The sequence below is a fragment of the Streptomyces rubellomurinus genome (assembly GCF_000961885.1).
GTDB classification, from domain to species: Bacteria; Actinomycetota; Actinomycetes; order Streptomycetales; family Streptomycetaceae; genus Kitasatospora; species Kitasatospora rubellomurina.
In genome coordinates this window covers 70,509-91,854 of record NZ_JZKH01000025.1, presented here as the reverse complement: position 1 = coordinate 91,854, position 21,346 = coordinate 70,509, and the positions used below count along the sequence as shown (strand labels likewise).

The following is a 21,346-nucleotide window of genomic DNA, read 5'->3' as shown; positions in this document are numbered from 1 at the left end:
CCCCCCGACCTGCCGCCCCCCGACCTGCCGCGACCGCCAGGTAGACCGTCTGCCGGGAGAACTCCAGCAGCACCTCGAACCCCGGCTCCCGGCACGGCCCCAGCACGATCGCCAGGTCCAGCTCGCCCCGGGCCAGCAGCGAGAACGGGTCCGCCCAGGGCAGCTCGACGAGGTGCACGGCCCCCGCCGACAGCGCGGCGATCGCCTGCGCCACCGGCTCGTACACGACGCACTGGAAGCCGAGCCGCAGCGGCCCCTCCGCCGCGGCCGCCCGGGCCCGGGCCGTGTCGTAGCCCTCCCGCAGCCGGGCGAAGGCGGGCACCACCTGCTCGGCGAGCCCGCGGCCCGGCTCCGTCAACTCGACCCGGCGGCTGGTCCGTTCGAACAGCGGGGCGCCGATCCGGCGCTCCAGCCGCTTGATCAGCTGGGAGACCCGCCCCTGGGAGAGGCCCAGCAGCTCCCCCGTACGCCCGAAGTGCAGTTGGTGGACGAGCACCGAGAAGGCCTCCAACTCCTGCAGGGGGAGCCCGGGCAGGGGCGGCTCCGGCGGCAGGGGGCTCGGCGTCCTCGGTTCCACTCCGGCAGTCTACGACCGGGCCCGCGCCGACCCGCACCGCAGGGCGGCGCGCAGCTCGGAGGCCGGATCGCCCTCGTGGTACGGGCGTTCGCTGGTCTCGATGTGGTCCAGGAACTCCTGGTACCGCAGCGCGTACGCCAGGTGGTACAGCGGCTCGGCGAGTTCCAGAGCCCGCTCCGGCTCGGCGCCGGGCAGGTGGGCGCGCCAGGCCGCCGCCCACACCCCGGCGTAGTGCTGCCAGTCCTCGGGGGAGAGGAAGTCGCGGGCCCGCAGCCCGTCCAGGGCCGGGTGGCCGAGGCAGGCGTCGGCGAAGTCGAGCAGGACGGCCGGGCGGCCCGGCTCGGCCCGCCAGTTGCCGGGGTGGAAGTCGCCGTGCAGCAGCGTCTCCGGCAGCCCACAGTCCGCCAACCGCCTTATCGTGGCGGGTAGTTCACCGACCAGCTCAGCCACCCGAGCCCGTTCCCCGCCGGTCAGGTCGGTCTCCTCGGGCAGCCGGGCGAGCAGCGCCTCCAGCTGCGCGAGCAGCGCCCGGGGCGTCCGGTCGCGCAGCCCGGCGGCGGCCGCCCGGCCGTCCGCCGCCAGTGCCGCCTGCGCGGCCACCAACCGTGGCACGGTCCGCTCCACGGTCGCGGCGGACGGGCCCCAGCAGTCCTCGCCCGGCACGTGCGCGAGCAGCAGCCGCCCGGCCGCCGGATCGGCCGCGAGCACCCGCGGCACGAGCGTGGCGTCGACGCCGCCGAGCAGCGCGATCACCTCGCCCTCGGCCGCGTTGAACTCCGGCGCGGTGGTCTTCAGCCAGGCGTCCGCGCCCTCGGCGGCGGGCAGCCGGTACAGCCCGGAGAGGTTCCAGGTGCGCAGCTGCCGCACCTGCCCGGCGGGCGCCCCCAGCCGCTCCCCCGCCCACTCCAGCGCCGCCCGCAGTCCGTCCGCGTCCGCCCAGGCGGCCCGCCGCCCGGCCGGGCCGAGCAGCGCGGCCGTCGCGGCGTCCGGCGTCCGGGGTGCCGTGCGCGGCGGCTCGGTCGACTCGGCGTGGTAGCGCACCCGCCCGCCGTACGCCCCGCCCTCGCCCTCGCCGTCCAGCAGCCGCAGCACCAGCACCGGCAGCCCGAGCGCCGCTTCGGCGGCCGCCGCGACCCCGCCGACCTCCTGCCACCACCCGCCGGCCACCTCGAAGGGCCCGAGCTGCCCGAAGTACCCGCCCCGGTACGTCAGCTCGACGGTCACGCTGCGACTGCTGCTCCGCTCCATCCCGGCAGCTTCGCCGAGCCGGCCGCCGGCCGCGACCGGTTTTCCCGGCCGGCTAGGCGGCGTAGTCCGCCCACGACCGGCGGCCTGCGGCGTACGCGAAGAGGTCCCGGAAGGTCGGGAAGAACGCCAGGTCGCCGTTGCCGAACCAGAGGAACCGCCCCGGCCCGGCCCCCGCCGGGATCATCAGGACGGCCACGGCGCCGTCCGGCTCCACCGAGACCGGCACGAGGGGCACGTCCGGTGCGAGCCCGCAGTCCTCGCAGAGCTCACCCCGCATCATCTCGACGAACCGGCGCCCGGCCTCCGGGGGCCGGCCTCCGGCCCAGTCCCGCCAGCCGAACACCGGCATCGAGCGGGAGAAGTCGGCCATGCCGTCGCCCTGCCGCAGGAACTCGGCGTAAGTGGGCTCCAGCGGTTGGCCCGCCCAGCCCTCTAGCTCCGCGACCTGCTCCGGTGTCGCGGGCGGGCGCAGCCCCGGTGCGGGCGACATCCGGTCGGGGTCGGGATCGGCGAGGTGCTCGCGCGTCCGCTGCTCCACGACCTCACGCACCCAGTCACTCAGCACCGCTGTCCCGCTCCTCTGTTCGCCCGTTCGCCTGTTCGCCGTCCCGTTCTGTTCGCCGCCCCTGCCGCCGATCAGCCGGCCCCCCGCGCGAGCAGCCCGGTGAGGAGGGCGCGCAGGCCCGCCGGGTAGGTGTCCTCGGCGGTCAGGTCGGCCCACCGGGCGCCGAGCCGGGCGAGCCGGGGCAGTTCGGCCGGGTCGAGGCCGGCGAAGACCTGTTCGCGGTAGGTGGCCCGGTCGGAGTCGGCGCGGCGGCGGGCGGCGGTGGCCCGGACGACGATCTCGCCGGCGGTGTAGTACCAGAGCGAGCGGTAGCCGTGGACGGCCTGTTCGGGCGTCAGGCCGCAGGCGATCAGGCCGTCGACGATCTGCTCGACGTACCAGAGCGCGGAGGTGGCCATCAGGTCGTCGGCGGTCAGCACCTCGACGATCCACGGGCAGTCGGCGAGCGCCCGGTGAATGGCCTCGGCGGCGGCGAGCACGCGCTCGCGGGGGTCGGCGGGCAGCTCGCGCCGCCGGAGGGTGCGCCCGGCGTAGTCGTCGAGCAGCAGGACGAGCAGTTCCTCCTTGTTGCGGACGTGGTGGTAGAGCGCCATCGGCGTGCTGCCGATCTCGGCGGCCAGCCGGCGCATGGTGAGCCGGTCGACGCCCTCCGCGTCGACGAGCCGGCGGGCGGTGTCGACGACCTCCTGGCGGGAGAAGCGGGGCGGGCGGCCGACGGTCTTGCGCGGGGCGGGCGGTGGCGACATGTCCCCATCCTCCCTCAGGTCACCGGCGGGCGGACGCCGGGTGTCGACATCGGCGGCCCGCTGCGCTAGTTTCCTTACGCGTACAAAAACGGTACGGACACTCCTGCCACCGAGAGGTTGCGCCCCATGACGACGACCACCCCCATCGACCTGTTCGCCTCCGCGCTGCAGTTCCGCCCGGACGGCGCCGTCCGCGCCGCCGAGCGGCGGATGGCCGCCGGCGACCCCGGCACCTGGCAGATCGCCACCTTCCACGTGGAGAGCGACGCCGACGTCCACGGCGACCAGTGGGAGCAGCACCCGGGCGCGGACGAGGCGGTGTGCTGCCTCGCCGGCGCGCTGCGCCTCTTCCTGCGCCCCACCGAACCGGGCGGCGCGGAGGAGGAGTTCCGGCTGGACGCGGGCAGCGCCGTGGTCGTGCCGCGCGGCCGCTGGCACCGCCTGGAGGTCGACGCCCCCAGCGACCTGATGTCCGTCACCCTGCGCGAGGGCACCCGGCTGGAGCCGCGCACGGACGCGGCCTGAGCGGCGACGGCCCCGAACGCGCGGTGGCCCGGCGGCATCCACGCCGCCGGGCCACCGGGCCGTCGAACCTTCGAACCTTCGAATCTTCGAACCTTCGAATCTTCGAAACCGTCGAACCGTGAAGCGACCTACGGGATCGCCACCGCCGTGCCCGAGACCCGCACCCGCCCGTCCCCCGCGCGCAGTTCCACCCGCAGCACGCCCGGGCGGCCCAGGTCCTCGCCCTGGTGGAGGGTCAGCACCGCCGGGGCCGCCACCGCGCCCCGCTCGCGCAGGTACGCGCCGAAGGCGGCCGCGGCCGCGCCGGTGGCCGGGTCCTCGACCACGCCGCCGACCGGGAACGGGTCGCGGACGTGGAACACCTCCGGCGCCTCCCGCCAGGCGAGTTGCAGGGTGACCAGGTCGCGGGCCCGCATGAAGGCGGCGAGGCCGTCGAAGTCGTAGTCGAGCCGGGCCAGCCGCTCCCGGGTGCCCACCGCGAGCACCAGGTGCCGGGCGCCCGCGTACGCGACGCGCGGCGGCAGCGCCGGATCCAGGTCCTCGGCCGACCAGCCGAGCAGCCCGAGCGCCTGCGCGACGTCCTGCGCCGGCACCTCCTCGACGTGCGGCTCGACGCTGGTGAGCGTGGCGCGCAGCAGCCCGTCCGCGCCCCGCTCGACCTCGACCGGCACGTCCCCGGCCGCCGTGCCGAACACGTACCGCCCGGGGCCGACCCGCTCGGCGAGCGCGACGGCGGAGGCCACCGTCGCGTGCCCGCAGAACGGCACCTCCGTCAGCGGGCTGAAGTACCGTACGCGGTAGGCGCCTTCGCCCTCCCCCGCGGTCAGGAAGGCGGTCTCGGAGTAGCCCAGTTCGGCGGCGACGGCGAGCATCTTCTCGTCGCTCAGGCCGCTGGCGTCGAGCACCACCCCCGCCGGGTTGCCGCCCTCCGGGCGGTCGGCGAAGGCGGTGTAGCGCAGGATCTCGGGGGCGTGGTCATCGCTCATGCCCGGGCCAACACCCCTCGGCCGCCGGCTGTTCCCACCGGACGGACCGGCCCTACGCGCAGCGCGTAGACGATCCGTCAACGCCCCCGTCCACCGGATGTCCACGCGCCCGCGCGACAGTCCTCGTCGTGCCGGCGACACGTCGGCGCCGAGCTCCGAGAGAGGACGGACCACCCATGAGGAATCCCGTGCGCAAGCAACACCTGTGGGGCGCGCTGGCGGCCGCCGCGATCGCCGTCGCGGTCGTGCCGGGGACGGCGAACGCCGACACCAGCAGCACGATCAGCGTCAGCAACGGCGTCGTCAACAAGTGCCTGGACATCCCCGGCAGCAACAACGCCAACGGGACCCCGGTGCAGATCTACTCCTGCAACGGCACGGGCGCCCAGTGGTGGACCTCCACCACCGAGCCGAACGGCGTCGGCGTCACCCTGTCCGCCCTGAACAAGTGTCTGGACGTCTCCGCGGGCGGCACCGCGGACGGCACCCGGGTCCAGGTGTGGGACTGCAACGGCAGCGAGGCCCAGCGCTGGGTCCGCTACGAGGGCAACGTCCTGATCAACCCGCAGTCCAACAAGTGCCTGGACGTCCCCGGCGGCAACCTCGTGGACGGCCAGCAGCTGCAGATCTGGACCTGCAACTACACGACCGCCCAGCAGTGGACGTTCTCCCCGCCGCGCATCCCGCTCGGCGGCTGACGCCCACCGCACGCGAGCGGCCCGCTTCCCCTGTGCGGGCCGCTCGCTCCGCGCGTCACCGACGCGCGGGCTCAGCGCAGCACCGCCTCCAGGAAGTCCGAGCCGAGGCGGGCGCTGCCCGCGAGGTCGAGCTGGTAGAGCATGTACCGCCCGCGCCGCTCGGTGGTCAGCAGCCCCGCCTTGCGCAGCACGGCCAGGTGCCGGGACACCTCGGGCGAGCTGAGCTGCCAGGCGGCGGCGAGCTCGCCGGTGGTGTGCGGGCCGCGCGCGATGGTCCGGGCGAGGCGCAGCCGGACGGGGTGCGCCAGCGCCTCCAGCCGCTGCTGGACGACGGCGAGCGAGACCGGCTCGGCGGCCCCGGCCTCGGCGACGGGGTACTGGAGGACGGGCCGCCAGCCGTAGGCGTACACCGAGAGCAGGTGCGGGCGGCCGAAGACGGTGGGGATGAAGGTGACGCCCCCGGCGGCGGTGCCGCTGGTGGTGCTGTCCTGGAGCTTGTCGATGACGATCCGCCGCCGCCCCTCGCCGTCCTGGTCGAGGCTGACGGAGGGTGAGAGGTCGCCGATCGCCCCGGCGACGCCCCGGCGGGCGAGCAGGTCGGTCTTGCGGCGGGCGTCGGCGGCGAGGTCGGGCAGGACGCGCCGCCAGGCGTCGGCGAAGAACGCGGACGCGCAGTCCTCCAGCATCTTGCGCACCAGGGCCCGCACGGCGGGCGGGTCGGCGAGCAGCCGGTCGGCGAAGGCGGCCTGCCGGGGGCCGCGGGCGAGGGCGAGGTCGCGGGCCCGCTCGTTGGCGGCGCGGTCGGTGAGCGGGGAGGCCATCGGCCGCGTGAACCGGGAGGAGCCGCAGGTGGTGACGAGGGCGCCGGCGACGTACGCCTCGTCCTCGATCCGGTCGACGGCGTCGAGTTCCTCGGCGAGGGTGGCGCCGGGGTGGCCGGGGACGAGGAAGTCGGCGCGGGAGGAGCGCCAGAGGAAGTCGGCCTCCAGCAGCCGCTCGGACAGCTCGGGCGGGATCGCGGCGGTGGTGCTGCTCGCCCAGCCCTGCAGCGCCGGGTGGTGCCCGGGCTCGGCCAGCACGTGCAGCATGGCGTTCAGCTCGGCCAGCGGGGACGGGGCGAAGAGCAGCCGGTCCTCGGGCAGACCGGTGATGTCGATGATCACACTCACGCCGACGATCCTGCCACCCGCTCGACGACCCGCCCCCGTCGATTGACGCGAACCGTCAATCGACGTGCCAGGCGCCCCCGCCAGGGCGGACGGTACCGGCCATGAGCCTGATCCAGGAGAAGTCCGTCCACGACCACGCCGCCGTCCGCACCGGCCAGCCGCCCGCACCGCCGATCGGCACCGGTCGCGGTGGCCCGTCCGCCCTGCTGAGCCTGATCACCGCCGCCGGCGGCCCCCGGTACGCGGTGGCGCTCGCCGTGGACGCGGTGGGCGGCGGCCTGCTGCGCCCGTTCCTGCTGCTGTACGGCGTCGAGGTGCTGCACCTGCCCGCCGGGTCGGTCGGGCTGGCGCTGTCGGCGGGCATGGTCGTCGGCCTGCTGGCCCTGCCGCTGACCGGCCGCTGGATCGACCGCGGCGCCCGCACCCTGCCGGCCGCGGTCACCCTGCTGCTGCGCGCGGCCGGCGCCCTCACCCTGCTGACGGCGCACGGCCCGGTGCTGTTCACCGCGGCCGCCGTGCTGTTCGGCGTCGGCAGCCAGTCCTGGCCGACCACGCACGCCGCCGTGGTGAGCACCCTCACCGAGGGGCGGCTGCGGGACGCGGCGCTCGCCGCCGGACGGGCGCTGCGCAACGCCGGCCTCGGCGCGGGCGCCCTGCTGGCGACGGTCGCGGTGGTCGGCGGCCCCGGCGCCTTCCGGCTGCTGGCCGGGGTCACGGGCGCGGCCTGCCTGCTGGCCGCCGCCCTGGTCGGCTCGCTGCGGGTCCGGGCCCCGCAGCAGGCGGCCGGGCAGCCGCGCGGCACCGGGGGGACGACCGAGCCGCTGCGCCGGATCACCGTGCTGAGCCTGGCCAACCTGCCGTACGCGTTCTGCTTCGACGTGCTGGAGGTGGCGCTGCCCGCGCTGCTGGTGCTGCACCTGCACGTCTCGGCGGCCTGGTCCTCGGGCGTGTTCGTGGGCAACACCGTGCTGGTGATCGCGCTCCAGCTGGCCCTGGTGCTCCGGCTGGCGAAGCGGCCCCGGCGGGCCGTGCTGGCGGCCGCCGGGGTGGGGCTGAGCGTGTCGTACCTGGGTTTCTGGGCGGCGGGCTCGCTGGGCGGCACGGCGGGTGCCGTGGGCGTCGCGGCGGTGGCCGTGCTGTACACGCTGGGCGAGATCCTCTACACCGGCTCGGGGACGGCGATGGTCAGCGCCTCCGCCCCGCCGCACCTGCTCGGCCGGGCGCTGGCCCGGTGGGAGCTGTCGAGCGGGGTCGGCCGGGCGGCGGCACCGGCGGTGCTGACGGCGCTGCTGGCCTCCGGCCCCGGGCTGCTGTGGGGCGCCCTGGCCGTGACCACGGCGGCCGGGGCGCTGGCGGTGCTGCGGCTGGGACCGGCGGAGTAGCCACGGCCCGCGCGGTGCGATGATCATCCGCATGGCCCTGACCCCGTACCAGCAGCAGCTCCACGACCGGATCACCGCCGCCACCGAGGTGACGGCCCCGCCGGCCCCCTGGCGCCCGGTCGGCCGGGGCCTGATCCCGGTCGGCGGGCTCCTCGGCATCGGCTTCGCCGTCCACCCGGACACCGGGCACGACCTGGTGCTGACCGTCTCCAGCAGCGGGCACGGCCTGTTCGATGCGGTCACCGGCGAGAAGCTGGAGCGCGCGTACGACCCCGAGGAGGACCCGGACGGCCCGGACCTCTCCTGCCCGGGCATCGGGCCGGTCGCCCACGTCCGGATCCCGGTGGCCGGGCTGTGGGGCGGCGGACTGCACACCGGCGCCAGGGGCGGCTGGGGCATCGAGGTGATCTCCCCGGAGTGGCCCAGCCACCGGGTCCTGATGACGACCGGCCCCTGGACCGGCGAGCACGGCAAGGACTGGCACCACATCTTCCACGCGTCCTGGTCCGAGTTCCGCGCGGCCGGCTTCTCCCCCACCGGCCGCACCCTCGCCGTGGCCACCAGCAGCGATCTCACGCTCTGGACCGTCGCGTAGCCCCTCCTCCGGATGCGGACGCCACCGCCAGCACGGAAGCTGGCGACGAGGCGTCCCGGCCCGCGGAAGGACCATCCCTCTCATGAGTGCCCTCGACTTCGAGATCGTCGACAGCCCCGACAGCTCGCTCAACAAGACCTCCGTCCTGGTCACCGGCCCGAACGACGCGCTGCTGGTGGACGCCGGGTTCACCCGCTCCGACGGGCGGCGGCTGGTCGAGCGGGTGCGCGCCACCGGCCGCCGGCTGACCACCGTCTTCGTCAGCCACGGCGACCCGGACTTCTACTTCGGCGCCCAGGAGCTCCAGGACGCCTTCCCGCAGGCCCGGTTCCTGGCCACGGCCACGACCGTCGAGCACATCCAGGAGACGTACGAGGCCAAGCTGCGCGCCTGGTCGCACCTCGGCCCGGAGCTGCCCACCCGCCTGGTGCGCCCGGAGGTCCTGCACGGTGACGAGATCGTCTTCGAGGGCCACCGGTTCGAGCTGCGCGGCGCCGACTTCCACCTGCCCGACCGGCACTACCTGTGGCAGCACCACCACTCGGCGGTGCTCGGCGGAGTGCTGCTCTTCCAGGGCCTGCACGTGTGGACGGCCGACACCCCCGCCGAGGCCCAACGGGCCGCCTGGATCGACCTGTTGGACGGCATCGAGGCCCTGCAACCGCTGTGGGTGGCGGCCGGCCACCGCACCGCCGGCGCACCCACCGACCTGACCGCCGTCCGGCAGACCCGGGACTACCTGCGCGCCTTCGAGACCGAACTCGGGAAGGCCCCCGACGCGGCCGCCGCGAAGGAGGCGCTGGAGCGCCGCTTCCCCGACCACGGCCTGCGGATCGCCGTCGACCTCGGCACCAAGGTCGCCAAGGGCGAGCTGGCCTGGGGGTGAGCGCGCGATGATCGAGATCCCCCGGGACGTCGCCGGGTTCGCCGAGTCCCCCGCCCCCGCCGACGTGGTGCGCCGCCAGTACCTCGCCTCGGCCCGGGGCGACCTGGCCGCGCTGCGCGCCACCCTCGCCGAGGACGTCGAGTGGACGGAGATGGCGGGCTTCCCGCTGGCCGGCACCTACCGCACGCCGAAGGGCGTCACCGCGAACGTGATGGAACGCCTCGCCGCCGAGTGGGAGGACTGGACGGCGCACGACGACACCTACGTGGTGGACGGCGAGCACGTGGTGGTGCTGGCCCGCTACACGGCCGTGCACAGGGCCACCCGCAAGCCGCTCGCCGTCCGGGTCGCCCACCACTTCACGGTGCGCGGCGGCCGGATCGTCCGCTTCGAGCAGTTCACCGACACCGCGCTGGTCCGGGACGCGATGACCGCGTGAGGCCTGCCGTTCACTCGTACGGGCGGGCCTCGCGCGGCGCGCCCGACGCGGTCTCGACAGACCACCCGAACGGCGGCAGGCTGAGCCCGGTCTTCCACGGAATCTTCAACGGAGAGTCAGGAGTTGGGCATGGCGGGCAGCGAGCGTCCGATCGTCGTCGTCGGAGCCTCCCTGGGCGGCGCCAAGGCCGCGCAGGCCCTGCGCGAGGCCGGGTACGAGGGCGGCATCGTGCTGATCGGCGAGGAGCACGAGCGCCCGTACGAGCGGCCGCCGCTGTCCAAGGGCTTCCTGCTCGGCAAGGAGCCCCGGGAGAAGATCTACGTCCACCCGCCGCAGTGGTACGCCGAGCACGACGTCACGCTGCGCCTGGGCACCCCGGTCGTCTCGATCGACCCGGCCGCGCACACCGTCACCCTCGCCGACGACGGCGAAGTGGCCTACTCCAAGCTGCTGTTGACCACCGGCTCGGTGCCGCGCCGGCTGCCGGTGCCGGGCGCGGACCAGGACGGCGTGCTGTACCTGCGCCGGGTGGAGGACGGCGAGCGGATCAAGGCGGTGCTGCGGCCCGGCGCCCGGATCGCCGTGATCGGCGCGGGCTGGATCGGCCTGGAGGTGGCGGCCGCCGCCCGGAGCGCCGGGGCGCACGTGACGGTGCTGGAGGCGGCCGAGCTGCCGCTGCTGCGGGTGCTCGGCCGGGAGGTCGCCGAGGTCTTCGCCGACCTGCACCGCGACCACGGCGTGGACCTGCGCTTCGGCACGCAGGTGGCCGAACTGACCGGCACCGGCGGCACGGTGAACGGCGTGCGGCTCGGCGACGGGACCCTCGTCGACGCCGACGCGGTGGTGGTCGGCATCGGCATCTCCCCCGCCACCGCCCTGGCCGAGGCCGCCGGGCTGACCGTCGACAACGGCATCAAGACCGACCAGCACCTGCGCACCTCGGACCCGGACGTGTACGCGGCCGGGGACGTCGCCAACGCCTTCCACCCGCTGTTCGGCACGCACCTGCGGGTCGAGCACTGGGCCAACGCCGTCAACCAGCCGCAGACCGCCGCCCGCGCCATGCTCGGGGAGGACGCGGTCTACGACCGGGTCCCGTACTTCTTCTCGGACCAGTACGACCTCGGCCTGGAGTACCTGGGCTACGTCGCGCCGGGAGACTACGACCAGGTGGTGTTCCGCGGCGACCGGGCCGGCCGCGAGTTCATCGCCTTCTGGCTCTCCGGCGGCCGGGTCCTCGCCGGGATGAACGTGAACGTCTGGGACGTCACCGACCCGATCCGCGAACTGGTGCGCTCCCAGCGGGTGGTGGACCCGGCCCGGCTCGCCGACCCGGACGTCCCGCTCGACAAGCTGTGAGACCGGCCCGGGGGCCTCGGTCGGCAGGCCGCCGACCGAGGCCCCCGGGGTACGTCGGTCGCCCGGGAACGCCGGGGCCGACTCACCGCGCCTGGAGTCAGGCCGTGCAGGACGACGGGTTGAGCCGCGCCCCGGCCAGGAAGTCGGCGGCGGCCTCCGCGGTGGCGCGCAGCGTCGGGAAGCTCTGGTACGCGTTCACCGGGCTGTTGTAGCCGCCGCCGGCCAGGCGGTGCACCGGCAGCGCGACGCCGTCGATGAAAACGTGGTCGCACAACGAGGACTTACCGTCGTCGGCGATGATCAGGATCACCCTGTCCTTGTACACCTCGGAGAACACCGGGGACTTCGCCGAGGCGGCGGGCGCGCCCTGCGCGGCGGCCGAAGCCGGGCCCGCCACGGCGGCTCCGGTCAAGGTCAGCAGTGCGACGAGTAAACCCTTGGTCATTCGGGTGGTCATGGTTCCCCTCCAAAGAAATGAAGCGGCGCCGGATCTTCGGCACACGATGCGGTTAGCACACTACCGACATGATCGAATCCGGCACAACGCGTTATCGAGACCGGCACCATGAGCTGACCGGGCGTCACGAAGCCGTACTCCGGCCGCCGTTGTGCGCCGGCTGTGCCGTGAACCTGCCGCGCCGTGAACCCGCCGTGCCGTGGCCTACCGGTCCCGCCCCGCCCGCAGGGCGGCCGGGGTGAGGCCGGTGTGCAGCCGCATGGTGCGGGTGAGGTGGCTCTGGTCGGCGAAGCCGCTCAGCTGGGCGACGACCGCGATCGGCGTGTCGGTGGTGAGCAGCGCGCGACGGGCCCGCTCCAGCCGCAGCCGGACGAGGTACTGGTGCGGGGACTGGCCGGTGGAGGCGCGGAAGGCCCGGGTGAAGTGGGACGGGCTGACGCCGGCCACGGCGGCGAGCTCGGCGAGCGGGAGCCGGCCGTCCAGGGCGCCGTTCATGTGGTCGATGACCTGGTCGAGCCGCTTCGGCGCGAGCCCGCTCCCGCGGCCGCCCGCGGGCCCGGCCGGGCGGCGGGTGGCGGCGATCCGGATCAGGTGCGCGGCGAGCGCCTGCAGCATGGACTGGGCGTACAGCGGGTCGGCCGGCTGCGAGCGCTCGTATTCGGCGACCAGGCGCTCGACCAGCATGCCGAGGAACGGGTCGGTCAGGTGGAAGCGCGGGGCGAGTTCCAGCGGGCCGGGCAGGTCGCTCTCGGTGGCGAGCTTCTCCAGCCAGGTCGGTTCGAGGGCGACCAGCAGCAGCTCGGCGTCCTGCTCCCAGCGCGGCCGGGACGCCCAGCCGGCCGGGTTGACCAGGGCCTGGCCGCGGTGGAAGCGCTCCCGCCGGGGGTGGCCGTCCAGCGACCACCGGAGGTCGGCGGAGCGGCCGGTGTGGACCACCACGACGTGCCGCGACGGCCCGTCCGCCGCCTCGCCGATGCCGCCCGCGCGCTCCAGGCCGCGCTCGACCACGCCCTCGTCGAGGTCGGCGCCGCTGCCGGAGAGCCGGACCAGGTGCGGCTGGATCGCGGAGACGGCGGGCGTGGGGGCGGGGGCCGGGGCGTCGGGGGTCGTACGGGGTGCCATACCGTCGATTCTGGCCCGTTCGGGTGCCGGACGGCGAACGGGCCGCACCGGACGCCGAACACCGTGAGCGGTTCGTTCCAGGCCCCGCAGGATCGTTCAAGCCCCCGGGGGGCCCTGCGCCGGACAGTGGTCGGGCAACGATCCCTTCGGCGGCGAGGAGCCGTACCCATGAGCAAGAACCACTCCCTGGCGGGCAAGGTCGTCCTGGTCGGCGCGGGCGCGAAGAACCTGGGCGGGCTGATCAGCCGCTCGGCGGGCGCGGACGGCGCCAAGGTCGTCGTGCACTACCACTCCGACGCCACCGCGCCGGACGCCGAGGCCACGGTCGCGGCGGTGAAGGAGGCCGGCGGCGAGGCGGTGGCCGTCCAGGGCGACCTGACGAAGGTCGCCGACGTGGAGCGCGTCTTCGCCGTCGCGAAGGAGACCTTCGGCGGCGTCGACGTCGCGGTGAACACGGCCGGCATGGTGCTGCGCAAGCCGATCGTGGAGACCACCGAGGAGGAGTACGACGTGATGCACGCGGTGAACGCCAAGGCCGCGTACTTCTTCATCCGCGAGGCGGGCCGGCAGCTGAACGACGGCGGCCGGGTGATCACCGTCCTCACCTCGCTGCTGGCCGCGTTCACCGACGGCTACGCCACCTACGCCGGGGCCAAGGCGCCGGTCGAGCACTACACCCGGGCGGCGGCCAAGGAGTTCGCCGCGCGCGGGATCTCGGTGAACAACGTGGCCCCTGGCCCGATGGACACCTCGTTCTTCTACGGCCAGGAGACCCCGGAGCGGGTGGCCTTCCACAAGTCGCAGGCGATGGGCAACCGGCTGACCCGGATCGAGGACATCGCCCCGATCGTGACCTTCCTGGCCACCGAGGGCGGCTGGATCACCGGCCAGACCCTGTTCGCCAACGGCGGCTACACCACCCGCTGACACCCGGCGCCCGGGCCCGCTTCCGCCGAGCTGTCGGCGGGGCGGGCCCGAGCCGCGCTTCCGCTCACCCCAGCGCCTCCACCAGGCGCCTGGCCCGGGTGTCCTCCTGCAGGAGCGCGTCCAGCAGCTGCTCGGCACCGCCGACGGACAGGTACTCCTCGACCGAGCGCGGGTCGGAGGGCAGCGCGACCTCGCCCGCGTCCAACGCCGCGTGGGCCCGGGCGTAGTCGACGCCGAGCCGGTCGAACAGCTCGCCGCGCGCCGCCTCGGGCGCCAACCCCGGCTCCCGGACGGCCACTTCGTGGACGGCGAGGACGGCGAGCAGGACGTGCTCGGTGCCGGGCGTCCGCCGGCCCAGGCGCTCGGCCTGGGCGTCCGTCTCCAGCCGGATCCACGCCGCGCGCCCCGCCGCGCCCGGCTGCAGGAGCCGCTTCCACCGCGGGAGGCGGTAGCTGCCGCGCCCGAGCAGCGCGTCCCGGGTGGGGCGCAGCAGCGGGTCGAGCTCGTCCCGGACGTCCTGGTCCTGCGCGGTCTCCATCGTGCCCCTCCCACCGATGCGGATTTGCTCGAACCATACGCCAGCTTTGCTTCTCCTTTGCTGTTTCCCGCTCGTCGGGGCCTCGTCAAGACCACATCCGGACGGCCTCAGGGGGTGGTGCGGCGAGCGCGGAACGCGCGGCGCCCCGCCGTTGTTGCTACCGGGAGACCGCCGCTGTCCGGAGCACCCGAGAGGGGGTGGACACCATGGCCGACACGCTCCCCGGGCCGGGCCGCGCCCCCGGGGCGGAGTCACCGCTGGACTCCTACTCGCGCATCGTCACCACCGTGGCCGCGGCCGTGACGCCCCGGGTCGCGGCCCTGCAGGTCGGCCGGCGCGGCCGGGGCGGCTGGTTCGGCACCGCGCTCGGCTCGGCGGTGGTGTTCACCGAGACCGGCTTCCTGCTCACCAACGCGCACGTCGTCGGCCGCGCCGACGCCGGGACACTGGCCTTCGCGGACGGCACCACCGCCCCGTTCCACACCATCGGCGCCGACCCGCTCTCCGACCTGGCCGTGCTGCGCGCGGACGGCCCGACCCCGGCGCCGGTGACGCTCGGCGAGGCTACCGCGCTGCGGGTCGGGCAGCTGGTGGTCGCGGTCGGCAACCCGCTGGGGCTGGCCGGCACCGTCACGGCGGGGGTGGTGAGCGCGCTCGGCCGCTCGCTGCCGACCCGCGCGGGCAGCGCGGCGCGCGTCATCGACGACGTGATACAGACCGACGCCGCCCTCAACCCCGGCAACTCTGGCGGCGCCCTGGCCACGGCGGCCGGTGAGGTGGTCGGCATCACCACGGCGGTGGCCGGAAACGGGCTGGGGCTGGCCGTCCCGATCAACGCGACCAGTCGGCGGATCATCGCCGCCCTGCTCGCCGAGGGCCGGATCCGCCGCGCCTACCTGGGCCTGGCCGGGGTCCCCGCGCCGCTGCCGCCGCCCCTGCGGCAGCGCACCGGGCAGCGCGCCGGCCTGCGCATCGTCGAGGTGGTGCCCGCCTCCCCGGCCGCCCGGGCCGGCCTGCACGAGGGCGACCTGCTGCTGACGGCCGGCGGCGAGCCGATGGCCAGCGCGCAGGCGCTCCAGGGCCTGATGCTCGCCGACGCGATCGGCCGCCCGCTGCCGCTGACCGTCCTGCGCGGCGAGGCCCTGGTGGACGTCATCGCCGTCCCGGCGGAACTCCCGGCCGAGGACTGACCGTTCGGGTCCGATCGCCGGGCTGGACGCCGCACCGCCGAGCAGGCCCCGATCCGGGGGGCCGTGTGCGGGTAGCGGACCGTCGAACTCGCGGCGCACGGGCGCGGTCGGGCAGCGCTCGCGCGCGCCGGCGCCAGCGGCAGCCGGGCACCAGTACGGGACGAGGCCGGCTGCGACCGGCCGTCAGGGCGCGCGGGGCGGTCGCGGCGGGCCCCCTCGGTGGAGATCGCTCGACGGGGCCCGCCGTCCGAAGCCGCGACCGACGCACCGCGCGCCCCGGTGTGCCACCGGCGGCCGCAGCTCCGGAGTACCGGCCGGAGCCCTGCGCACCGGTGCGGCCCACCCCGGGGAGGCGGGCCGTCCATGGGGGCCGCGTCAGGCCGTGCCGTCCGGGCGCAGCAGCGCCACCCGTACGGTCCGGCGGGGCAGGACCGCGGGCAGGGCGGCCAGCCACGCGGCGGCGGTGAACATCGCGTAGTGCCCCAGCTCCCACCCGGGCCCGGCCCAGCCGAGTTCGGCGTGCCGGTGCTCGGCGAAGGCGTTGCAGCACAGCCAGGCGGCCAGCCCGATCAGCGGCGCGGCGCGCGGCCGGGCGCAGCCGCCGAGCAGCGCGCACAGGGCGAGGTGGGCGAGGTACGGGGCCCGGCCGGCGTGCAGGTCGCCGAGCGCGCCGAGGCCGAGCGCGAGGGCCCCGCACGCCAGGAGGGCGGCGGTGCCGGAGGTGGCGGCGGCCGCCCGGGCGCGCACCGGGTGGTACCGGCGCCCACCGGGCCGGGCCCGGTACATCGGGGGCCGGCCGCCGGCCCCCGCCCGGTGCGTCCGCACCGCCGACTACCGCTTCGCCGCGGCGAGTTCGCGCGCGGCGGGGAGCGGCAGGTGCAGGCGGGCGCGGCGGTGCAGCGCCGTCAGGTCGTGCAGCAGCTCGGGTGCCGGGACGGTCAGCACCGGGCAGTCGGCCCGGCGGGCGCAGTACCCGGGCACCGAGCGCCGCAGCCGGCGCTGCAGCGGGCCGCCGGCGCGGCCGAGGACGAGCAGGTCGTCGGGCCGGTCGGCGAGGTGCACCAGGGCGGGCCCGGCCTCGCCGCGGATCACCACCGGCCGCAGCCGCACACCGGGGTCGGTGCCGCCGAACGCGGCGTCCAGCGCCTCGTGCAGCCGCCGCTCGGCGGCCTCCCGGACGGCGGCGAGCAGCGGCGGGCAGGGCGAGCGGAGGTAGCCGTGCTCGCCACCGGGCGGCTCCCAGGCGAGCACCGGCCACAGCTCGGCGCCGCGTCGGCGCGCCTCGGCGAGGCCGCGGTGCAGAGCGGCCAGGCTGCCCAGCGAGCCGCTGACCCCGACCAGCACCCGGGGTATCGCGCCGTCCTCGTGCCGCTCGCTGCCGTGCATGGTCCGTCCTCGTCGTGTGGTGCGGTGTCCTTCCACCGTCCACCCAACCGCCCCCACCCCGGCCGGCCCCGCGCTCTTGACGGCTCCCTGACGCCCCGGGCGCCGTTCCGAACGCCCTCCATACGCGGCCGCGCTCGGGGTCCGCCTACACCTGCTCGAAGTGGAAGGAGCGGATGAAGCAGTCGCGCGGCTGGCCGATCGCGAACAGGACGCAGTCGAGGACGGACTGGGCGGTCAGCGGGTCGTCCGCGGTCCGGGAGGCCTCCTGCCAGGAGGGGGCGAGCGGGTCGCCGTCCGTGAACTCCGGCGGGTAGAGCGAGATGACGCGGATGCCCTCGGGGCGCAGCCGGTGGGCGAGTACGTCCGCGAAGCCGGCCTGGGCGGCCTTGGCGGCGTAGAACGCGGGGTGGGCCTCGGAGCGGTGGTTGCGGGTCTCCGCGGCGGCGGAGACCAGGTTGACCATGTCGGCGCCGGCCGAGGCGCGCAGCAGCGGCAGGAAGTGCTTGGCCGTCAGCAGGGTGCCGGTGGCGCCGGAGGCGACGGTGTCGGCGATCGCGTCGTCGTCGGCGTCCCCCAGGTCGGGGCCGGCGAGGTAGCGGGCGCCGTTGTTGACCAGGACGTCCACGTGCCCGGTGCGGGCGGCGACCCCCGCCGCGAAGGCCCTGATCGCGGCCGGGTCGGCCAGGTCGCAGGCGAACGCGTCCACCGTCGCGCCACTGTCGGCCGCCACCTCGTCGGCCACCCGCCGGGCCGCTTCCAGCGAGCGCGCGGACACGAACAGCCGCGCCCCCGACCGGCCCGCTTGCAGCGCCAACGCCCGCCCGAACCCGCGTCCGGCCCCGGTGACCACCATCGTGCGCCCGGCGAGACCCATGCGCGCACCCCCTTCTCCGCAGTGTCGATCTCCGCTCGCCGCGAGCCTAGCGCCGCCCGCAGCCGTCTCCCTCAGCCACCTCCCCCAGCCACCTCCCGCGCCCGGTGCGCCGGGAAGCCACCGTCCGGCGGCGGCGGATGAACCGCATGGTGCTAGTGTCAATAGCACCATGTTGCTGAAGCTGAGCCTCGGGGACACCCGCCCCCTGCACGAGCAGGTCGCGGGAGCGATCCGGCGGGCCGTCGCCGAGGGCGAGTGCGCGCCCGGGGACAAGCTGCCGCCCGCCCGGGAGCTGGCCCGGGCGCTCGGGGTGAACACCAACACCGTGCTGCGCGGGCTGCGCACCCTGCGCGACGAGGGGGTGCTGGAGTTCCGCCGGGGCCGGGGCATCACGATCGCCGGCGGCGCCGACGAACGCGCCGAACTCGTCGCCCGGGTGCGGCAGTTGGTGGCGGACGCGGCGAAGGCCGGCTACAGCGCGGACGAACTCGTGGAACTGATCAGGGGGATGACGTGACGGAGGGAACGCCGGAACGCGGCGGAGGATTCGGACCTGCCTTCTGGGGCGCGGCGGTGTGGTCGGCGGGCGTGACGGCCCTGCTGGTCGCCCTGCCGCTGGCCGCCCGGCACCGGCTGCCGGAGCAGGTGGCCACCCACTGGGACGGGCGGGACCCGGACGACTCGATGCCGCTGCTGGCCGCGGCGCTGTTCCCGGCGGCGGTCTGGCTGGTCGTCGTCCTCGGCGTCGCGCTCGGCCACCGGTTCCGGCCCGGGCCGGCGCGCGGCTGGGCCTGGCCGGTGCTGTCCGGCACCGGCGTGCTGCTGACCGGCGCGCAGACCTCGATCGTGCACGCCAACCTCGACCGCGCCCGCTGGCAGGACGCCGCCCCGATGGGCATCGAGGTGGTCGCCGTCGTCGCGGCGGCGGGCCTGGTCATGCTGCTCACCGGGCTGGCCGCCCGCCGGCCCGGCGCCGGGGACCGGGGCGCGCCGCCGGCGGGGGCGCCGGTGCTGCCGATCCCGCCCGGGGAGCGGGTCGCCTGGCTGTCCCGCGCCGGCAACCCGTGGCTGAACCTGGCTGCCGTCGCCTGCGGCATCGGCGCGCTGGGGGCCGCGCTCGCGGCGCTGAGCGGACTGACCGGAATCCGCTGGCAGGTGGTCACGCCGTGCGCGACCGTGGCGGTGGCGCTGTGGCTGTTCGCCTCGGTGCGGGTCCGGGTCAGCGCCGAGGGCCTGCACGTCGGCTTCGGCCCGTTCGGCCGGCCGGGCCGGCACTGGAAGCTCGCCGAGCTCGTCTCGGCGCGGGCCGAGCGGCGCACCGCGCGGCAGGCCGGCGGCTGGGGGTACCGGATCAACGGGCTCGGCACCACGGTGATGGTGCGCGGCGGCGAGTGCCTGGTGGTGCGCACCCGGCGCGGCGCGGACTTCGCGGTGAGCGTGGACGACGCCGAGCGCGGTGCCGCGCTGCTCAACTCGCTGCTGGCCCGGGCGAAGAGCGCTGACGGCCACCCGAGTCGCTGAGCGCACGCACGGCACGGCGGACCCACCACAGGACCCACCGGATCGGGCCGTCAAGGCGAAAAACCGCCCGATCCGGTGGTGACGCTACGGCGTCGCGCGGGTACACCAGGTGGCAGAAGTCCGGTGCAGGGAGGCCGCCATGACCCGTCGTCCACAGGAATCAAGAGCCGTTCAGGACAATGCCGCCGACGTCGACACCGCCGTCGACACCGCCGACGGCACACCCACCGCCGCCCCCGGGAGCACCCAGGACGAACGGACCGTCACCCTGCTGCGCCTGGGCGTCGGCCTGATCGGCATCCTGCTGCCGCTCGTCCTGCCGGTGGGCAACTGGCTGTTCGCCGAGCTGCGCGGGCAGAGCACGGCGGGCTGGTGGCCGGACTCGATGAGCGGCTCGTACTACACCAGCACCCGGAACCTCTTCGTCGGCGGGCTGTGCGCGCTCGGGGTGTTCCTGATCTGCTACCGCTTCGACCGGCGGGACGACCGCTGGAGCAGCGCCGCCGGGCTGTTCGCGCTCGGCGTCGCACTCTGCCCGACCTCGCCGGACGACCCGTCGGCCTTCCAGGCCACGATCGGCGTGCTGCACCTGGTGTTCGCGGCGCTGCTGCTGTCCCTGCTGGCGCTGTTCTGCCTGTACTCCTTCCGCAACCCGCGCTCGGTGCAGCCGCGTTGGGTCGACCGGGCGTACCTGGCGGCCGGGGTGGTGATCCTGGCCCTGCTGGTGCTCGCCGCGCTGGCCGGCCTGACGGGCGTCGGCAAGGGCTGGCCGGTGCGCCCGCTGTACCTGTGCGAGTGGTTCTGCACCTGGGCGTTCGGCGCCGCCTGGATCGGCGCCGCGCTCGAACTCGCCCACACCTCGGGGCAGTTCACGCGCCGCGCGGCACTCCCCCGCCAGTCGGCGGCCCCGGCGTCGTGACGGAGCGGCGAGATCAGTCCTGCCAGTAGAACAGCAGGGTGTCGACCTTCAGCGGCACCCGCTCCCCGAAGTAGTAGACGCACAGCCCGGTGACCACCGTCTCCGTGACGGCGTCGTCGATCCAGCGCAGGCCCGCCCGCTCCAGCGGGCCGCGCAGGATCTCCTCGCCCTCGTCGCCGTGCACGAAGGGGCCGAGAGTGCTGACGAAGAGGCTGACGTCCTCGTGGTGGTAGATCACGTGGTAGCAGCCGTCGCCCTGCTGGTTGTCCTCGCCCGCCGACACCGGCTCCTTCGGCTCGGCGCCCTCGGCCGTCAACACCTCGACCGCGCGGCGCAGTTGGCCGTCCACGTCGACGGGCGCGGGCGGCTCGGTGCACAGCGCCTCGACGCGCCAGCGCGGGTCGGTGTCGCGCTCGCACGTCCCGGCGTACTCGTGCAGCACCGCGCGGCGGACGTCCTCGGGCAGGCCGGGGACCTCCACCCGGGGGCTGCCGAGCCGCCGGTACCCGGCCCGGGTCTCGGCGGTGTCGCCGGTCAGGCGGTGCAGGGCCCACAGCGCCCACAGCGCGGTGTCGACGGTCGGCTCGCCGGCCAGCAGGCCCCGCAACGCGGCCGGGTCGTCGGCCAGTTCGGCGGCCCGGTGGGCGACGGCGTGGTCCGGGTCGGCGAGCGCGTCGGTGACGTCCCGGCCGGCCGCGTGCCGCAGCCGCACCCGGGCCAGCCGGTCCTCGAAGCGGCTCCCGGGGCCCTCCCCGAGCTCGGCGAGGACGGCCGCCGGCCCGTACCGGGCGACGAGTGCGTCCAGGCCCGCCTCCCCCGTCTCGCGGCGGTGCGGCCAGGGGCCGGCGGCGACGGCCGCCAGCCCGGGCAGGGCGTCGAGGTCACCGAGCACGCCCCGGGCCTTCAGGAAGGCCTCCCGCATCCCGTACGCGCCCTCGCCCGCGCGGTCCTCGTGGCGCAGCCAGGGCAGCAGTTCGGCCCGGTCGCCCAGCAGGTCGAGCAGCGCGATCCGGACCTCGCTCGTCTCGTCCGGGTCCTGCACCCGGGCGATCAGCTCGGCGGTCCACGGCTGCGGCAGCCGCCCGGCCAGCGCCTGCACGCAGGCCCGGCGCTGCCACCACGGGCGCGCCCGGTCGGCGGCGCAGCGCGCCAGCTCGTCGGCGTCCAGGCGGCGCAGGGCGGCCAGTTCGTCCGGTCCGTACAGCGGGGTCAGATCGGCTATCGCGGTCACCAGGGG

The 21,346-nt window shown here is 75.8% G+C and carries 25 protein-coding genes; 12 read left to right on the top strand and 13 right to left on the bottom strand.

Going from position 1 to position 21,346, the window contains the following annotated elements; translation table 11 throughout:
• The 4 genes from VM95_RS14745 to VM95_RS14730 all read right to left on the bottom strand — a co-directional run.
• Nucleotides 1–577 (bottom strand): LysR family transcriptional regulator (locus tag VM95_RS14745; protein ID WP_157882107.1); only part of this gene is annotated, 577 nt, incomplete at its 3' end.
• A 9-nt stretch (nt 578–586) separates the two neighbouring features.
• Nucleotides 587–1,825 (bottom strand): phosphotransferase, encoded by a 1,239-nt coding sequence (locus tag VM95_RS14740; RefSeq protein WP_045696564.1) that lies wholly within the window; start codon nt 1,823–1,825, stop codon nt 587–589.
• A gap of 52 nt (nt 1,826–1,877) precedes the next feature.
• The gene (locus VM95_RS14735) at nt 1,878–2,390 is read right to left on the bottom strand and encodes a hypothetical protein (RefSeq protein ID WP_045696563.1); all 513 of its coding nucleotides are present in this window, start codon (nt 2,388–2,390) and stop codon (nt 1,878–1,880) included.
• 71 nt (nt 2,391–2,461) lie between these two features.
• On the bottom strand, nt 2,462–3,136 hold the full coding sequence (locus VM95_RS14730) for a TetR/AcrR family transcriptional regulator (RefSeq protein WP_045696560.1): 675 nt from the start codon (nt 3,134–3,136) through the stop codon (nt 2,462–2,464).
• 126 nt (nt 3,137–3,262) lie between these two features.
• On the opposite strand from VM95_RS14730, the gene VM95_RS14725 reads away from it, so the two are divergent.
• Nucleotides 3,263–3,661, top strand: coding sequence for a cupin domain-containing protein (locus VM95_RS14725; protein ID WP_045696558.1), 399 nt, complete (start codon nt 3,263–3,265; stop codon nt 3,659–3,661).
• A 128-nt stretch (nt 3,662–3,789) separates the two neighbouring features.
• Here the strand turns inward: VM95_RS14725 and VM95_RS14720 are convergent, their stop codons facing one another.
• Nucleotides 3,790–4,647: a PhzF family phenazine biosynthesis protein gene (locus VM95_RS14720; protein ID WP_045696556.1), complete on the bottom strand. Its 858-nt coding sequence runs from the start codon at nt 4,645–4,647 to the stop codon at nt 3,790–3,792.
• A 188-nt stretch (nt 4,648–4,835) separates the two neighbouring features.
• Here VM95_RS14720 and VM95_RS14715 point away from each other — a divergent pair, with 188 nt between their 5' ends.
• On the top strand, nt 4,836–5,345 hold the full coding sequence (locus VM95_RS14715; RefSeq protein WP_052707373.1) for an RICIN domain-containing protein: 510 nt from the start codon (nt 4,836–4,838) through the stop codon (nt 5,343–5,345).
• 71 nt (nt 5,346–5,416) lie between these two features.
• On the opposite strand, the gene VM95_RS14710 is transcribed toward VM95_RS14715, so the two are convergent.
• Nucleotides 5,417–6,514 carry a DUF5937 family protein gene (locus VM95_RS14710; RefSeq protein ID WP_045696552.1) on the bottom strand — a complete coding sequence of 366 codons (1,098 nt, stop codon included), beginning with the start codon at nt 6,512–6,514 and terminating at the stop codon, nt 5,417–5,419.
• 101 nt (nt 6,515–6,615) lie between these two features.
• Between VM95_RS14710 and VM95_RS14705 the strand changes: the two genes are divergently transcribed.
• The 5 genes from VM95_RS14705 to VM95_RS14685 all read left to right on the top strand — a co-directional run bounded on the left by VM95_RS14705 (nt 6,616) and on the right by VM95_RS14685 (nt 11,175).
• Nucleotides 6,616–7,896 carry an MFS transporter gene (locus tag VM95_RS14705; RefSeq protein ID WP_107072964.1) on the top strand — a complete coding sequence of 427 codons (1,281 nt, stop codon included), beginning with the start codon at nt 6,616–6,618 and terminating at the stop codon, nt 7,894–7,896.
• Nucleotides 7,897–7,927: 31 nt separating this feature from the next.
• Nucleotides 7,928–8,491 carry a hypothetical protein gene (locus VM95_RS14700; protein ID WP_045696596.1) on the top strand — a complete coding sequence of 188 codons (564 nt, stop codon included), beginning with the start codon at nt 7,928–7,930 and terminating at the stop codon, nt 8,489–8,491.
• Nucleotides 8,492–8,573: 82 nt separating this feature from the next.
• A complete protein-coding gene (locus VM95_RS14695) occupies nt 8,574–9,377 on the top strand; it encodes an MBL fold metallo-hydrolase (RefSeq protein WP_045696551.1) in 804 nt (267 codons plus the stop codon).
• Between the two features lie 7 nt (nt 9,378–9,384).
• The gene (locus tag VM95_RS14690; protein WP_045696549.1) at nt 9,385–9,816 is read left to right on the top strand and encodes a nuclear transport factor 2 family protein; all 432 of its coding nucleotides are present in this window, start codon (nt 9,385–9,387) and stop codon (nt 9,814–9,816) included.
• 129 nt (nt 9,817–9,945) lie between these two features.
• The gene (locus VM95_RS14685) at nt 9,946–11,175 is read left to right on the top strand and encodes an NAD(P)/FAD-dependent oxidoreductase (protein ID WP_045696546.1); all 1,230 of its coding nucleotides are present in this window, start codon (nt 9,946–9,948) and stop codon (nt 11,173–11,175) included.
• Between the two features lie 97 nt (nt 11,176–11,272).
• On the opposite strand, the gene VM95_RS14680 is transcribed toward VM95_RS14685, so the two are convergent.
• Complete coding sequence (locus tag VM95_RS14680; protein WP_078859912.1) at nt 11,273–11,632, bottom strand: tyrosinase family oxidase copper chaperone; 360 nt, start codon at nt 11,630–11,632, stop codon at nt 11,273–11,275.
• A 204-nt stretch (nt 11,633–11,836) separates the two neighbouring features.
• Entirely contained in the window at nt 11,837–12,754 is a 918-nt protein-coding gene (locus VM95_RS14675; protein WP_045696542.1) for a helix-turn-helix domain-containing protein, read from the bottom strand.
• A 168-nt stretch (nt 12,755–12,922) separates the two neighbouring features.
• Here VM95_RS14675 and VM95_RS14670 point away from each other — a divergent pair, with 168 nt between their 5' ends.
• Nucleotides 12,923–13,681: an SDR family oxidoreductase gene (locus VM95_RS14670; protein WP_045696541.1), complete on the top strand. Its 759-nt coding sequence runs from the start codon at nt 12,923–12,925 to the stop codon at nt 13,679–13,681.
• A 64-nt stretch (nt 13,682–13,745) separates the two neighbouring features.
• Here the strand turns inward: VM95_RS14670 and VM95_RS14665 are convergent, their stop codons facing one another.
• A complete protein-coding gene (locus VM95_RS14665) occupies nt 13,746–14,219 on the bottom strand; it encodes a hypothetical protein (RefSeq protein WP_052706745.1) in 474 nt (157 codons plus the stop codon).
• A 206-nt stretch (nt 14,220–14,425) separates the two neighbouring features.
• On the opposite strand from VM95_RS14665, the gene VM95_RS14660 reads away from it, so the two are divergent.
• Nucleotides 14,426–15,409, top strand: coding sequence for a S1C family serine protease (locus VM95_RS14660; protein ID WP_045696594.1), 984 nt, complete (start codon nt 14,426–14,428; stop codon nt 15,407–15,409).
• A gap of 375 nt (nt 15,410–15,784) precedes the next feature.
• Here VM95_RS14660 and VM95_RS14655 read toward each other — a convergent pair whose 3' ends face one another.
• The 3 genes from VM95_RS14655 to VM95_RS14645 all read right to left on the bottom strand — a co-directional run bounded on the left by VM95_RS14655 (nt 15,785) and on the right by VM95_RS14645 (nt 17,669).
• On the bottom strand, nt 15,785–16,234 hold the full coding sequence (locus VM95_RS14655) for a hypothetical protein (protein WP_157882106.1): 450 nt from the start codon (nt 16,232–16,234) through the stop codon (nt 15,785–15,787).
• Nucleotides 16,235–16,240: 6 nt separating this feature from the next.
• On the bottom strand, nt 16,241–16,795 hold the full coding sequence (locus VM95_RS14650; RefSeq protein WP_045696538.1) for a universal stress protein: 555 nt from the start codon (nt 16,793–16,795) through the stop codon (nt 16,241–16,243).
• A 145-nt stretch (nt 16,796–16,940) separates the two neighbouring features.
• Nucleotides 16,941–17,669 (bottom strand): SDR family oxidoreductase, encoded by a 729-nt coding sequence (locus VM95_RS14645; protein ID WP_045696537.1) that lies wholly within the window; start codon nt 17,667–17,669, stop codon nt 16,941–16,943.
• A gap of 169 nt (nt 17,670–17,838) precedes the next feature.
• On the opposite strand from VM95_RS14645, the gene VM95_RS14640 reads away from it, so the two are divergent.
• The 3 genes from VM95_RS14640 to VM95_RS14630 all read left to right on the top strand — a co-directional run bounded on the left by VM95_RS14640 (nt 17,839) and on the right by VM95_RS14630 (nt 20,109).
• Nucleotides 17,839–18,186 carry a GntR family transcriptional regulator gene (locus tag VM95_RS14640; protein ID WP_045696536.1) on the top strand — a complete coding sequence of 116 codons (348 nt, stop codon included), beginning with the start codon at nt 17,839–17,841 and terminating at the stop codon, nt 18,184–18,186.
• A complete protein-coding gene (locus tag VM95_RS14635; protein WP_045696535.1) occupies nt 18,183–19,190 on the top strand; it encodes a hypothetical protein in 1,008 nt (335 codons plus the stop codon). The genes VM95_RS14640 and VM95_RS14635 overlap by 4 nt, the downstream gene beginning before the upstream one ends.
• 139 nt (nt 19,191–19,329) lie before the next feature.
• Nucleotides 19,330–20,109 (top strand): hypothetical protein, encoded by a 780-nt coding sequence (locus VM95_RS14630; protein ID WP_052707372.1) that lies wholly within the window; start codon nt 19,330–19,332, stop codon nt 20,107–20,109.
• Between the two features lie 13 nt (nt 20,110–20,122).
• On the opposite strand, the gene VM95_RS14625 is transcribed toward VM95_RS14630, so the two are convergent.
• Complete coding sequence (locus tag VM95_RS14625; RefSeq protein ID WP_045696534.1) at nt 20,123–21,340, bottom strand: hypothetical protein; 1,218 nt, start codon at nt 21,338–21,340, stop codon at nt 20,123–20,125.
• Between the last annotated feature and the right edge of the window lie 6 nt (nt 21,341–21,346).

Bases quoted from the DNA above. Each gene is read 5' to 3' on its own strand.
- VM95_RS14660 (WP_045696594.1), top strand. From the start codon at position 14,426: ATGGCCGACACGCTCCCCGGGCCGGGCCGCGCCCCCGGGGCGGAGTCA.
- VM95_RS14670 (WP_045696541.1), top strand. From the start codon at position 12,923: ATGAGCAAGAACCACTCCCTGGCGGGCAAGGTCGTCCTGGTCGGCGCG.
- VM95_RS14685 (WP_045696546.1), top strand. From the start codon at position 9,946: ATGGCGGGCAGCGAGCGTCCGATCGTCGTCGTCGGAGCCTCCCTGGGC.
- VM95_RS14690 (WP_045696549.1), top strand. From the start codon at position 9,385: ATGATCGAGATCCCCCGGGACGTCGCCGGGTTCGCCGAGTCCCCCGCC.
- VM95_RS14640 (WP_045696536.1), top strand. From the start codon at position 17,839: ATGTTGCTGAAGCTGAGCCTCGGGGACACCCGCCCCCTGCACGAGCAG.
- VM95_RS14650 (WP_045696538.1), bottom strand. From the start codon at position 16,795: ATGCACGGCAGCGAGCGGCACGAGGACGGCGCGATACCCCGGGTGCTG.
- VM95_RS14720 (WP_045696556.1), bottom strand. From the start codon at position 4,647: ATGAGCGATGACCACGCCCCCGAGATCCTGCGCTACACCGCCTTCGCC.
- VM95_RS14725 (WP_045696558.1), top strand. From the start codon at position 3,263: ATGACGACGACCACCCCCATCGACCTGTTCGCCTCCGCGCTGCAGTTC.
- VM95_RS14630 (WP_052707372.1), top strand. From the start codon at position 19,330: ATGACCCGTCGTCCACAGGAATCAAGAGCCGTTCAGGACAATGCCGCC.
- VM95_RS14695 (WP_045696551.1), top strand. From the start codon at position 8,574: ATGAGTGCCCTCGACTTCGAGATCGTCGACAGCCCCGACAGCTCGCTC.
- VM95_RS14680 (WP_078859912.1), bottom strand. From the start codon at position 11,632: ATGACCACCCGAATGACCAAGGGTTTACTCGTCGCACTGCTGACCTTG.
- VM95_RS14740 (WP_045696564.1), bottom strand. From the start codon at position 1,825: ATGGAGCGGAGCAGCAGTCGCAGCGTGACCGTCGAGCTGACGTACCGG.
- VM95_RS14665 (WP_052706745.1), bottom strand. From the start codon at position 14,219: ATGGAGACCGCGCAGGACCAGGACGTCCGGGACGAGCTCGACCCGCTG.
- VM95_RS14700 (WP_045696596.1), top strand. From the start codon at position 7,928: ATGGCCCTGACCCCGTACCAGCAGCAGCTCCACGACCGGATCACCGCC.
- VM95_RS14645 (WP_045696537.1), bottom strand. From the start codon at position 17,669: ATGGGTCTCGCCGGGCGCACGATGGTGGTCACCGGGGCCGGACGCGGG.
- VM95_RS14730 (WP_045696560.1), bottom strand. From the start codon at position 3,136: ATGTCGCCACCGCCCGCCCCGCGCAAGACCGTCGGCCGCCCGCCCCGC.
- VM95_RS14675 (WP_045696542.1), bottom strand. From the start codon at position 12,754: ATGGCACCCCGTACGACCCCCGACGCCCCGGCCCCCGCCCCCACGCCC.
- VM95_RS14705 (WP_107072964.1), top strand. From the start codon at position 6,616: ATGAGCCTGATCCAGGAGAAGTCCGTCCACGACCACGCCGCCGTCCGC.